General features: G+C 44.6%; 11 protein-coding genes and 1 riboswitch. Of the genes, 10 read left to right on the top strand and 1 reads right to left on the bottom strand.

The features are described from left to right. The first annotated feature begins 148 nt into the window (after positions 1–148). From EJA10_RS23345 to EJA10_RS10960, 10 genes are all read left to right on the top strand, one after another. Positions 149–301 (top strand): YwzD family small protein, encoded by a 153-nt coding sequence (locus EJA10_RS23345; RefSeq protein ID WP_170169115.1) that lies wholly within the window; start codon positions 149–151, stop codon positions 299–301. 101 nt (positions 302–402) lie between these two features. Further along, entirely contained in the window at positions 403–1281 is an 879-nt protein-coding gene (gene galU, locus EJA10_RS11000) for a UTP--glucose-1-phosphate uridylyltransferase GalU (protein WP_125480054.1), read from the top strand. A gap of 386 nt (positions 1282–1667) precedes the next feature. Beyond that, positions 1668–1755: riboswitch (cyclic di-GMP riboswitch) on the top strand. A 77-nt stretch (positions 1756–1832) separates the two neighbouring features. Next, complete coding sequence (locus EJA10_RS10995; protein ID WP_125480053.1) at positions 1833–2729, top strand: HNH endonuclease; 897 nt, start codon at positions 1833–1835, stop codon at positions 2727–2729. A 126-nt stretch (positions 2730–2855) separates the two neighbouring features. After that, complete coding sequence (locus tag EJA10_RS10990; RefSeq protein WP_125480052.1) at positions 2856–3707, top strand: hypothetical protein; 852 nt, start codon at positions 2856–2858, stop codon at positions 3705–3707. Further along, complete coding sequence (locus EJA10_RS10985; protein WP_125480051.1) at positions 3707–5197, top strand: hypothetical protein; 1491 nt, start codon at positions 3707–3709, stop codon at positions 5195–5197. The genes EJA10_RS10990 and EJA10_RS10985 overlap by 1 nt, the downstream gene beginning before the upstream one ends. A gap of 391 nt (positions 5198–5588) precedes the next feature. Then, positions 5589–6860: an ABC transporter substrate-binding protein gene (locus tag EJA10_RS10980; RefSeq protein ID WP_125480050.1), complete on the top strand. Its 1272-nt coding sequence runs from the start codon at positions 5589–5591 to the stop codon at positions 6858–6860. 93 nt (positions 6861–6953) lie between these two features. Beyond that, positions 6954–7844 (top strand): carbohydrate ABC transporter permease, encoded by an 891-nt coding sequence (locus EJA10_RS10975; protein WP_125480049.1) that lies wholly within the window; start codon positions 6954–6956, stop codon positions 7842–7844. A 14-nt stretch (positions 7845–7858) separates the two neighbouring features. Then, a complete protein-coding gene (locus EJA10_RS10970) occupies positions 7859–8668 on the top strand; it encodes a carbohydrate ABC transporter permease (RefSeq protein ID WP_125480048.1) in 810 nt (269 codons plus the stop codon). An 11-nt stretch (positions 8669–8679) separates the two neighbouring features. Beyond that, positions 8680–9420 carry an MBL fold metallo-hydrolase gene (locus EJA10_RS10965; protein ID WP_125480047.1) on the top strand — a complete coding sequence of 247 codons (741 nt, stop codon included), beginning with the start codon at positions 8680–8682 and terminating at the stop codon, positions 9418–9420. 113 nt (positions 9421–9533) lie between these two features. Continuing rightward, positions 9534–10319: an HAD-IIA family hydrolase gene (locus EJA10_RS10960; protein ID WP_125480046.1), complete on the top strand. Its 786-nt coding sequence runs from the start codon at positions 9534–9536 to the stop codon at positions 10317–10319. 77 nt (positions 10320–10396) lie between these two features. Here EJA10_RS10960 and EJA10_RS10955 read toward each other — a convergent pair whose 3' ends face one another. Continuing rightward, entirely contained in the window at positions 10397–13381 is a 2985-nt protein-coding gene (locus EJA10_RS10955) for a lamin tail domain-containing protein (RefSeq protein ID WP_170169114.1), read from the bottom strand. Between the last annotated feature and the right edge of the window lie 171 nt (positions 13382–13552).

Below are 13552 nucleotides of genomic sequence, written 5' to 3'. Positions count from 1 at the left end.
TTCTATCATACGAAAATAGGATAAAGTACAAATATATGACAATTTGTAGCGAATTTTACCTATAATTTGTTTAAATACTGGAAATCCATTTACAAATCGTGACGAGTTTAATAGAATAATGTCATCTAGACTCAGGAGGAACAATAGTATGAATGCACAGGAAAGACCTGCTGAACTGAATCAGGAATTGTTTTTTGACGTGATGAAACGCACCTTTGAAAAAGGCACATCTAACAATGAAATCACGATCCAGAAACTAATGGAAGATTTAATTATAGATTTAAAGACTTGTTCTGAATGAATTGGCTGCCTTCAATGAAAGGCGGCCTTTTTTTTGCTCTCATATTTTATCGGCATATACAGTAAAATGTTTAATAGAGATGATATGAAGGGGGAGGTTCATTGAAAAAAGTGCGAAAGGCGATCATCCCGGCAGCTGGGCTCGGAACGCGTTTTCTCCCGGCGACAAAAGCCATGCCGAAGGAAATGCTGCCGATCGCAGACAAACCTACGATCCAATACATTGTCGAAGAAGCGGTTGCCTCCGGAATAGAGGATATCATCATCGTCACAGGAAAAGGGAAGCGGGCGATCGAGGACCATTTCGATTATTCTCCCGAGCTTGAGCGGAACCTGGAGAACAAGGGGAAGCTGGAATTGCTGGAGAAGGTCCGGCATTCGACGAACCTGGCTGATATCCATTATATTCGCCAGAAGGAGCCGAAGGGACTGGGGCATGCGGTTTGGTGTGCACGCCATTTCATCGGAGAGGAACCTTTTGCGGTGCTGCTTGGGGATGATATTGTCCAGAGTGATACCCCTTGCCTGAAGCAGCTGCTGGATCAGTTTGAAACTACACGGTCGTCAGTCATTGGTGTCCAGCCTGTACCGATGGAGGAAACATCCCGTTACGGCATCATTGCTACTTCCATCCAGCAGGGCAGACGCTATCAAGTGGAGGAACTGGTCGAAAAGCCTGAGGCCGGCAGTGCGCCATCCAATCTTGCTATCATGGGCAGATACATCCTCACTCCAGAGATTTTCATGTTCCTCGATGAAATGGAGACTGGCGCGGGCGGTGAAGTCCAGCTGACGGATGCAATCCAGAAACTGAACCAGATTCAGCGCGTCTTCGCTTATGACTTCGAAGGAAAGAGGTATGATGTCGGGGAGAAGCTTGGGTTTGTAAAAACGACGATCGAGTTTGCGCTCCAGGATGAGGAATTAAAGGCAGAAATAATTAACTACCTCAATAACATTTTTCATAGGGAACTGTGTTAAAAGATAATCTTAATATGCTGATAAGGAAGTACAGAGAGAGATCTCATACTTCCTTTTTTTGTGCTATCTCCCCTGCAAATGTTTTAGGCGAAATTTGTCGGAAGAGTTTTTTAAACACCTAGGTCTTATTGCCGATATTTCTTGTAAGGCTAAATTTTCTGTATTCTAAAGAAATTGCTTATTTTAGGGAATATTTCATTCAGCGTTCAATCCGCTCTCTGAACTTCTCGTATTTACCGTAAAAGTGGCTGGCGCTAAGGAAAGTTCCATTTGAAACAGTAGAACCCCCCCTGTGTTTTTTGCAATTTTTATCTTTTTCGACATTAATTGACAAAAGCGACCGATCATATCTAGTAAAATATATTTATGATAAAAGTCCTAAATTTATGTGATAAAGGCAAACTTATCAAAAGGTAAGGACGCAAAGCTCCGAGTCTAAAATCCCCAGGGGATTATGATAGTCGGGTTGCCAAAACATTCTATGTTTGTTTGGCTATCCTTTATTTCATGGGATAGCTTTTCTTATACTCCTGAAAGTGAAGTGAAAACGTATGGGTATTATTCGTACAATTGGCAAGGGTGCCGGGACTGTTGGTGGTGGATTGATCGGCGGAAGTGTCAAGGTGGTTGGAAAAGCCGTAGGCAGTAAGTGGAAGGGGACTGGAGTGTGGATCGAAGAGGTTGGTGATGGCATTAAAACAGCATCTGAGATCGCACTGGATAACGCTGGTCAGTTCCTGGATGGAGCTGTTAACGGGGCATATGGTGCAATCAAGCAAGATGAATATCATAAGCAAAAGGGATTGAAGGATTTAAAAGACTCTACTGGAAGGACGATAAGAGGAATAGGATCCACCCTGAAATATACGGCACAAAATGTAGGCACTACATACAAAGGATACTCAAGCGGTGATAAGGACCAGGCCATCAAGGGGCTGAAGAATCTCGGAAAAGTAGTGGTCGTTTCAGGGCTGGCGATAGGTGTATTGGACTTGGCAGATGGTGCGGACGTAGTGGAAGCAGAGGAGATTGAAACAAGGAATGACCACTTGAATGGATATGAGCATCCAGAGACAGGTGTTCTATTTGTAGAAAAAATAGTGAATCTGCCGAATGGTCAGGTGATTGAAGGAACCTTTCCGGTGTTTGATGAGACCTTTAATGTCATCATAGCAGGAGAACTATATACCGAGAGTGATGGTGTCCATTTTAAAGTAGCGAATGATACCCTGTATCAGGCAATCATGGAAAACCCGCAACTTACCAATGAAATGAACCTTTCACAATTTGATCTCCAAAATCTCGCAGCCGGACAAACACCCGAAGGATACACCTGGCACCATAACGAAGAACCAGGACTATTGCAGCTCGTAGACCAAGAAACCCATGAACAAACAGCCCACACAGGCGGCCGAGCCATCTGGGGCGGAGGCAATGACAGCCGCTAAAACAGAGGTAAAACAGAGGGACGGTTCTAGTGTTTTGATAAGTTCCGGACCAAAAACAGAGGCACGGTTCTTGTGTTTTAAGTAAATTCCGTCCCGAGGCATATTTTTATAAAGGGGAAATCAACTATGTTAAATGGCTCACTAAAAAAAGAAGCGATAGAAAAGTTAAAGAATGCAATTAGCAATTACGAGGGTTCTTCTAAGGCTTTACAGAATAATGCGATTAAGCTGCATAATACCCGCACACATGGAGTAGACGTGATTGCCAAGGTAGAGGCTTACATAAATACGTTAGCGAATACCCCGAAAGAATTTGAAAAAAGCTTTGATCAAGTTCACGTTAACCTTGCCAGTTTCAAGGCGCTTTCTGATATTTCTTATGATGAAAAAGAAATGATTAAGCTGGCAGGTGGCGGTACGGCAGCTGGTGTAGCGGCTGGAGTGGCAACCGCTGCATTTGCCCCAACAGCGGCAATGGCGATTGCTACAACATTTGGGACTGCCTCAACGGGGGCTGCAATTTCTGGTTTATCAGGTGCAGCGGCAACCAACGCGGCATTAGCGTGGTTAGGCGGTGGTGCTCTTGCAGCCGGCGGGGGCGGTATGGCAGGAGGAGGTGCCTTGCTTGCATTGGCTGGCCCGATTGGCTGGGGAATTGGTGCAGCCAGTTTGGCAGCTGGGGGGTTTTTTGCAAGTAAAAAGAATAAAGAAGCAGCAATCAAGGCTGATCGGGAGAGAGTCGAAGTTGTAAAGGCAACTAAAGTTCTTGATGCTACTTCCCTTGAAATTATGGAATTGAGACATACAACCCAAACCTTGGCTACAAAGCTGGAGCAAAGCTTAATTTCTTTTACTAGTCTTTCGACAAGTGTAAAATCCTTTACTGATTTTTCACAGGAACAGCGTGATTTCTTAAGAGCCATCATCAACAATACTGAGAGCTTGTCAGCATTATTCATGAAGGAAGTTGGCAAGTAATGTCGGCCACTGTTTGGAAGGATCAAATCACTGCGGCTGGGGTAGAAGGTTTTAATCATTGGAAAAACCAGTCGATTGCCAGGCAGTTGGATGACATCGTTAGAGAAACATTGCAAAAACAGCAGCAGCAGAGTGGTAATTTTGAAAATGCCTTGAGTAATATGATAAAGATGCGTCAGTTTCTATCGGAACCTAACAATATATTAGGTTCCGAGCGCACGAAGCATGGAGAAGTGGCCGAACATCTGGAAGTTCATATTCGAAATGCCTGGGCAGCTTTGAAGGGCCAAACTGAAGTGGCTACATTCAATGGGGTGGGCCGTACAGCACCGGAAGATTTCATCTTGGATGGTATAAAGTATCAATCAAAATTCATCAATGGCACTAATAATACACTTAAGCATGTACTTGAACATTTCGATAAATATCAGGATCGTTCCATGAACTACTCTATACCAAAGGATCAATATAAGATCATCGAAATGATTAAATCCGGGAAGGCCCCTGAAGGATTGAGTGACAAATCGGTAAGGGCTATTCTTCAAAAAATCGAAGAACTGGAACGGCAAACGGGCAGGAGCTTCCACGACCTGGTAAAACCTTCAGTAGTGGATTACAGCGAGGCTCAATTAGGGACAGCAGGAGAAACAGTTACCAAGCACCAAGACCAAATCATAGATGAAAATCAGAAAATTCAGGATCAAATTGAACAGGATGCAAAAGACCGTTCAAAGGCGGTTGATGCGCAAAAAGGACCATCAGTTGGCGAAGGAGTTAAAGTCGCCGGGATTGCAGCTGCAATCGCAGCTTCCTTGAATACGATTACGGTAATTTACAGCAAAGTAAAGTCGGGGAAAAAAATCCAGGATTTTGACCGGGATGATTGGACAGAGGTTGGTTTAAGTTCTGCCAAAGCAGGTGTCAAAGGCGGAGTAACAGCGGGGAGTATCTATGCTCTGACGAACCTGACTTCCCTTTCAACCCCTTTTGCTGGTGCTGTGACAAGTGCAGCTATGGGTATGACGTCCTTGCTTACTGACTTGAATAAAGACAAGATCTCTATGGATGAGTTTGTAAACCAGGGCCAGGTATTATGCCTGGAAGCGGGCATTGCCGCCACAGGCGGAGCAATTGGGCAAATGCTGATTCCAATTCCTGTTCTTGGTTCCATTATCGGTACAGTTACAGCCAACTTTGTCTGGGGTTTTGCAAAAGATAATTTAGGCGCCAGAGAAGAAGAGTTAAAGAAAAAGATGAATGCCTATACCGATTCTATATTGCAAAAAGTGGATCATGTTTACCAAGAAATCATCACCAAAATTAATCAAACCTATGCCCAATTCAATTCCTTGATCGAAGCAGCATTCGATGTGGATGCCAATTCAGCAGTTTTAGCTGCAGCATCCGTCGATTTAGCCAGGGAAACCGGAGTACCTGAAAGCAAGATTTTAAAGAATGATGTTGACCTGGACGCCTTTTTTCTTGGGTGAGCGGAAGAAAGGAATTAAGATGGTAGTAAATTGGTAGTAACTTGCTTCTCTTAAATAGCCAGGATGAGTGGGTCAGACTATCCCATGGATAAACAAGGCACCATCCCAACTTAAGTTGGGTGGTGCCTATTTGCTTTGTTTGAAAATATTGAAGTGACTCACCTGTAATACATGAGCTCCCAATCTCATAGATAATAAAAATTTTATTGCCAATAATTACTTAGTGTTGTATTATTATGAATAATCAGACATATAGATTAGACAGGTTGTTGTCTAAGGGTAGAGATGCGGAGAATCCCTGTGACCAATAAAATGCATGACACTTATTTGTGGTGCAGTTTATTGTTCATGGGTTTTTTTATGAAAAAAAAATATAAGGGGAGGAAATGGCATGAAAATTAGGTTCTTATCATTAATCTTTGTTCTATTAGTTGGCATTGCAGGATGCAGCAGTGGTGCTGGAACGAAGGAAAAGACTGAGATTGACTTCTGGTTCCCGGTTGCGGTTGGCGGGGATGTAGCGAACATTGTTGATAAGATTGTGGCTGACTTTGAGAAAGAGAATCCGGACATCAAAGTTAATGCAAAATATGGCGGAAGTTATGCTGAAACGATGACACAGGTGATGGCGTCGTCACAGGGAGGGAATCCGCCTGAACTGGCTGTTTTATTCTCGATTGATTTATTCACATTGCTTGAGAACGACTTGATTGAGGAAGTGACACCTCTGTTTGAGAAAGAGTACTTAGACGATTTCTATGATGGATTTATGGCGAATTCATCGATCGGTGATAAAGTGTACAGTTTGCCATTTCAGCGCAGCACCATCGTCCTTTATTACAACAAGGACGCATTCAAAGAAGCCGGGCTGGATCCGGAAGCTCCGCCTGAAAATTGGGATCAGCTGGTTGAGTACGGAAAGAAGCTGACGAAGAATGGCGGCAAGGATCAGTGGGGTCTTGAAATCCCGAGTACTGGATATCAGTACTGGATGTTCCAGGCTTTAGCCCTACAGACTGAAGACAACATAATGTCTGAAGATGGAAAGGAAGTATACTTCAATGCACCATACGCAAAAGAAGCGATGGAGTACTGGTTGTCCCTTGGAAAAGAGCATAAGATCATGCCGGAGGGTGTCATTGAGTGGGCGACAGTTCCTTCTGACTTCCTGAGTGGTAAGATAGCGATGATGTTCCATACGACAGGTAATCTGACCAATGTAAAGAACAATGCAGACTTTGATTTCGGTGTATCCTTCCTGCCGGCGAACAATCAATATGGTTCCCCGACTGGAGGAGGAAACATCTACCTGTTCAAAGATTTGCCAGAAGCAAACAAGGAAGCGTCAATCAAGTTCATGAAGTTCCTTACAGAACCTGAGCGTGTAGCTCAGTGGTCAATCGATACTGGATATGTAGCCACAAGAGAATCTGCATACGAAACGGATTTGTTGAAGAAGTATGTAGAGGAATTCCCGCCAGCACTTGTTGCTCGCGAGCAATTGGAGTATGCGGATAGTGAATTGGCAACCTACCAAAATGGTGAGGTGCAGAAAATCTTCAATGACCATATTCAATCGATCTTGACCGGCCAAAGCACTGTTGACGAAGGATTGGATAAGGCCCAGAAGAAAGCAGAAGAAGTGCTGAAGCCTTTTCAATAATACAACTGCAGCAATGGACTGAATGGAGTGGAGCTCAAGTGGAGGTCATGCTGCTTGGGCTTCCTTTATTCACAAGAAAGGTGGGATGATTTGATGGCTGCAAAGCGAAAAAAATTCGGATCCAGTTCAAGACACAATCTGTTTGCCTATGGGTTACTGTTTCCTTCTTTTATATTTTTGACATTGTTTACATTTTATCCAACACTCAAGTCGTTCCAGTTAAGCTTCTACAGCGGCCCGATGACCCGGCTGCAGTTTTCGGGAATGGATCAGTATAAAGAGGTTTTCAGTGATGAGATCTTCAGGAAGGTCATCCTGAATAACATCCTCTTCATGATTGGAACTGTACCGACTAGTTTGTTCCTGGCGATGTATCTGGCCATCTGGCTGAATAAAAAAATGGCGGGAAGTTCCCTGTTAAGGACCTCGTTTTTTTACCCGACAATTATTCCTTTGATTGCGGTTGCGAATATTTGGCTGTTCATTTACACCCCTCAGTATGGGCTGCTCGATAACTTCCTGCATCTGTTCGGAAGGGGCGATACGAGCTGGCTGGGAAATCCCAATACCGTAATGATTGCGATGATTTTCATGATCATTTGGAAAGATACCGGATTCTATATGATTTTTTATTTAGCTGGTTTGCAAAATTTGCCGAGAGATGTCTATGAAGCAGCAGAGATTGAAGGAGCGAAACCGTTCCAGATGTTCCGTCATATCACGTTTCCGTTATTGATGCCAACGACACTGTTCGTCATGATTGTGGCCATAACCAATTCCTTCAAAAATGTCGACCACTTGTACATTATGACCAAGGGTGGACCTGACAATGCCAGCAACCTGCTTCTTTATCATATATATGAAGCGGCATTCACGAACTGGGACCTTGGCAAAGCCGCTGTCCTGACCGTGGTTTTGATTGTCATCATGCTGAGTATCACTGCTTTCAACTATTTGTACCTTGATCGAAAAATCCATTATTAAGGAGGGAAGAATCGATGAAAAAATTGAACTATGGCATCATCATTATTCTTGGGATCATCTCGTTTATCCCTCTTCTTTGGGTATTCATCACTTCTTTCTCTCCAGGGAATCAAGTGATCAAAGGGGGCTTTCCGTTCTGGGTCTCGAATCCTACGTTGGAAAACTATGTGAAAGCATGGGAGACTGCACCATTTATCCAATATTACTTCAATACGTTCGTCATTGTATTTGGCGTTCTGATTGTCCAATTGATTACGATTACGCTAGCAGCTTATGCATTTGCACGGCTGAACTTCAAAGGGAAACATGTCTTGTTCATCCTGTTCTTGCTCCAGCTGATGATTCAGCCAGAAATTCTGTTGTTCCCGAACTACCAAGTTATTAGCCAGCTTGGGCTCGTCAACACAAAGCTGGCCGTCATGATGCCGTATTGGGCGTCTGCATTCGGGGTATTTCTGATGCGTCAGACTTTCAAGCAGGTCCCCTATGATTTGGATGAAGCGTCGAGAATAGACGGCTGCAAATGGTATCAAACTCTGTGGCATGTCTATATTCCATCAGCAAAACCAACCTATATTGCGTTTGCGCTCGTTTCCGTGAGTCACCATTGGAGCAACTTCATGTGGCCATTGATCATCACGGATTCTGTGGACTCCCGCCCATTGACCGTCGGACTTGCATTGTTCGCACAATCGTATGAGACGGGTGCACAGTGGGGAATGGTCGCTGCAGGTACGGTAATGGTGATCATGCCTTTAGTAATTGCCTTCTTCATTTTCCAAAAACAGTTCGTTTCAAGCTTTATGCATTCAGGAATCAAATAGGTGGTGAACTAATGGATATTTGTTTTTTGGGAACGGGAAGTGCTTATCCCGGTTCGGAACGTGACAATACGTCAATTTGCTTTTCCAATGAGGGTTATCATGTCCTGGTCGATGTCAGCGGCAATCCTTGCAGAAAGCTGAAGCAGCTGCAGGTGGATTTAGGAGAACTTGATGCCGTGGTGTTCACCCATTTTCATATCGACCACATTTATGGGCTGCCATCTTTGCTGTGGGGGATGTGGCTTGAAGACAGGAAAAAGCCTCTGCGGATTCATTGTGACTACCGCAATGAGAAGAAGCTTCAGGAATGGCTGGCGACGATGGAAGCAGACAAGTGGCCGATTGCCTTTGCCATTGAGGTGGAAACGTTTGATGGAGATCAGGAGCAGCAGCTGTTATCAGGCGGCGGGATGTCATTCTCCTGCTTCAAGGCGATTCATTCTGTGCCAACCGTTGGGCTGGAGGTCCGATGCGAAGGTCGTGTAGTCGTTTATTCAAGTGATACAGAGATCAATGCAAGAATTGGAGAGTATGATCATATAGATCTGTTGATTCATGAAGCGACTTCTGCCTGTAAGGTTGCTGGCAACCACAGCAGTCTCGTTGAAGTTGTCGAGAAGTATGATATCGAAAAAATCGATGAGATCTTAGCCGTCCACTTATCTGACAAAGAACCGTATGAAGAAACAGCAGGTAAGCTTGGATTATCGAAGGTTGTTATTGGAGAAGATCTGATGACGATCCGAGTATAGGTAAATAAGAACAAGGATAGAGATGAGGAGATTCCTTGGGCATGGCGAAATCCAATTGTTGAATTGGAGAAATTGTCATGCTCAGGGAATTTTTTATTGGATGGAGGAGACCCATGAGAAATCTGAAAGGATATATTTTTGATTTGGATGGCACCGTATACCTTGGCAAGCAATTGATTGAAGGAGCAGACAACGTGATCAATGCCCTTCTGGAACAAGGAAAAAAAGTACTATTCCTGACAAATAAGACGATCGAATCACGTCAGCGTTATGTAGAGAAGCTGCGGAGTTTCAATATCGATGCAAGCCTGGAGAATATTTTGAACCCGACAGTTACCTTGATTGAATATTTACGGGAGCACCATCCTGCTGCCACATTATATGTGATTGGCGAGCAGCCAATTAAGGATGAGCTGACACTTGCAGGTTTTCGGGAAGGATTGGCTCCTGCAGAGGTTGATGTCGTCGTGCTGTCATGGGATAGGGACTTTCACTATGATCATCTGAATTTTGCCTATCAGTCGGTAAAGCTAGGTGCAAAAATGATTGCGACCAATCCTGACAGAACTTGTCCAGTGGAGGTTGGGGATGTTCCGGATTGCGCCGGGATGATTGGTGCCGTTGAAGCAGTTGCCGGGAAAAAGATTGATGTACAAATTGGAAAGCCATCCATTCTGACAATCGAAGCAGCTTTGAAAATTTTAAATCTGAAGCCGGATGAGTGCTTGATGATTGGCGATCGCCTCGAAACGGATATCCGGATGGGAATTGAAGCTGGAATGAAGACAGCACTTGTACTTAGTGGAATCACGACCGAGGAGGACTTAAAGAGTTCCCAGTGGAAGCCGGACTATGTCCTGCCTTCGGTAAGTGAATTGCTATCCAATAAAGTGAATTGAGCGAGGGAAAGACGAATAACCTCACGTCATAACACAAAAAAAGGAAGCGGGGAATGGACACCGCTTCCTTCTTCATTTTATTGAATTCCTTTATCTTCCTTCATCAATTTCTTCATATCGATTTTGAGCATCCGGTCCATCGGATAGGTGGTTGTATAGCGGTATTTGTCTGCTCCGGACTCAAACACGACGTACAGTTCTTTTTGTACTTCAACGATTCCTTCTGGCATCGGAATGGCTTCGACACTTTGGCGCGGCTTTGCCGTGTGCCCATCAAGGAACCAGAGAGGTACTTCCTTTCCTTCGACAGTTACAAAGGAATGAGGGTCTTCTTTTAACGGGTATTCATAACGGTACAGCACGCTATCATTCGCTCTTCCGTATGAGGTACTCAGCGTAATGCCATTCCTGGATGCTTTCTGGACGATGGCGCCCTGTACTTTTTCAGTGGTTGATAAGACGTAATCTGGTACAGCATTGCTGTCAGGTGAGCCACTCCAATGATTTTTCCCAAGCATGTCGTTATTTCGTTCCAAATCAAAGCCGATCATCCATGCGTAATGCATTTTACCTTCCCTGTTCTCGATATGGTGTGAAGGGTTGGTCGGATAGGAGCTCGCCTCATAGAATTCTCCGACCCAAAGAATGCCTTCATCATAAACCGTATAAGCTGCATGGACTGGTAATGGAATTTGTTCTGTGAACTGAATCTGGCCGTTATTTTCTGCATTTACTAGATCGCTAAGGTTAAAGCTGAACAAATAATTTTCGGATGCTACCCAGCCGTGGTCTCGACTGACGGTAATGCCTCCAGCGTGACCGGTGTATGGTGTGCCATCTGTATTGTATAAGACAACGGATTTCAGCAAATCGCCTGTTGTTCGGTCTGTTACGGTAATGGTGCCCGGACGGATCTCATCATCGATGTAGCTTACTGTCAGCAACCAGTCTTTTTTCATATAATAGGTCAATCCCTGAGGAACGAGTCCTTGAGCAAGTCCTGCAATAACTGGACCATCCGAACTAATATCCCATAGACCCTGGTAGGCTGGATCTTTTTCATGTTCCCAACGTTCCAGCTGGGTGATGATCTGGTGTTGTGGTGTTACTTGTACAGGCTCCGATTTTTCGGATACATTCCCTGAAGTATCCTCGGCGCTTACTTGCAGTGTATACGTTTGGTTGCCAATCAACGTATAAAGCGTAAATGCTGTCTGTGAAGGATCTAAGGAATTTTCCAGTTTGCCATCTTTGTAAATGTGATACTGATATATATCAGATTCAGTTGAAGCGTCCCAACTCAATGTAGCCTCTCCTTTACCCGCAGTTGCCTTAAGGTTGTTCGGACGTTGAGGTGCTTCCCCATCTGAAACGGGACGAGCCGGGGCTTGGCTTTCCACGAGCCATCCCGGAGTCGGTTTTTGATGTGCTGCCAGTTTTTCCATTGTCCGTGTATTGTCTTTAGGATAGGAGTAAGCAATGGTTTGCTTCAGAGAAACATCACCTCCCGAGTAATCCGCTCTGACGACTTCAAGTCCATCTGGATCGTAAACGGTCAGCGTGTTGCCGCCGTTAACCAGGCCGCTGATATCACCGAGGATGATTGTATTCTCCTCATTTAAATACTTGCTTTTGTACGAATAGAAGTAGTTATAGTTGAATGCTTCCAATGAAATGGGGCTGACCGCTGATGTTCTGGTCCAAATCACGACTGTTTCCCAAGGTTTTAAGATGTGAGTTCCATCGATTTGCTTATCCCAAGTGTGGGAGGCGAAACGATACCCGTTGAGATCGATTGGGTCCGGGCTATTATTATAAAGCTCAAAGTATTCAAATGCATCGTAACCGGCGTAGTTATCGGTATTAGGAATCAATTCCGTAATCAGCAAGTCTGGGATTGGTACGCTTTCTGTCGGCCCTGTGACGAGTGGTGCCGAAGCTTCCGATTCGTTGCCCACCTGATCGACAGCCGTTAACTTGAATGTATACTCACGGTTCAATTCCAGCTTGGATACAGTCATACTTGTTTTTCCAGCAGGAGCTGAACCGTAAAGCGTGTCATTAATGTAGACACGGTACTCGAAGAGATCGCTTTCTGTATTGCTGTTCCACTCCAGTTTGACATGATCCTTTCCTGGTTTGGCTTTAAGTCCGGTTGGAGTGTTCGGAGCTTCGTTGTCCACTACTTCTTGTGGGACCGCTCGGACTCTTTTTGTGGCTGGGGATTCATTCCCTTCTGAATCGACAGCTGTCACACGGAACGTGTATGCTCGATTATTTTCCAATCCGTCAATCGTTAAAGTGGTCTTGTCGGTAGAGCTGGACGTACCATCAGAATGGTAGATCTTATACTTGACGGCACCTTCTGATGCATCCCAGGCAAGCGTAATGGATTGATTGGAAGGCGCAGCGGTCAGGTTGGAGGGTGTTGCCGGACCAGCGACTTGTTCGGTCAGGAGCGTGGCTGGTGTCGGCACTTCTCCATTGCGGATCTTCGTCATGGCTTTAGTGCTGCTTGCTTGATAAATGATGCTTCGGTTGGTAATGCCATCAACAGCTCCATCATTAATCAATGCGGTACTGAGAATGTTGCCTGCCGCATCAGCAATTCCTACCTGGCGAAGGCTACTGTCATGCAAGCCTTGACCAGAAGTCGTCAATTTGATTTCGTACAGTTCGTCATGACTTAGCAGCGTGTCATAGTTGGAGTTAAAGTCCCATAGTGGTACATTCGGATAATCGAATTTTTTCAGCCACAGTGTCAGTGACTCTCTTGGCTGGATGATTTTATCCCGGATGGGCCAGCGGTTGGCAGGAGTTGAGAAGTTGCTTGTGAAGTACTGGAGCTGATAATCTTGCAGATTGATTGCTTCTGATGTGGTGTTGTAGATTTCAACATACTCATAGGGCTGCCCGGAGCCGGCAGACTTAGTGACAATTTCCGTGATGATCAGAGGTGGGCTTGCTTCTTGCGCTTTAACGCTTTGGGAGGGAAGTAACATGAGCCCTATTCCCAATACGAGAATCAATGCAGCTGCCCAGCTTATTAATTTGTTCTTCAATATGAATTCCTCCTTTTGAAAAATCATTTATGTAAAATGAAAAGAACCCCATGGCAACAGAATATACGAAAGTCGTACACGCCATTTGCACGGGGTTCTCCTCATCTCTACCCACTATTTCATTGTTTAGTTTAATCATACAATGCTGGCATTGAAGTGGCAACCATGAAT

Source organism: Mesobacillus subterraneus (assembly GCF_003937825.1).
Taxonomy (GTDB): domain Bacteria; phylum Bacillota; class Bacilli; order Bacillales; family Cytobacillaceae; genus Mesobacillus; species Mesobacillus subterraneus.
This window is presented reverse-complemented; position numbering and strand designations above follow the sequence as displayed.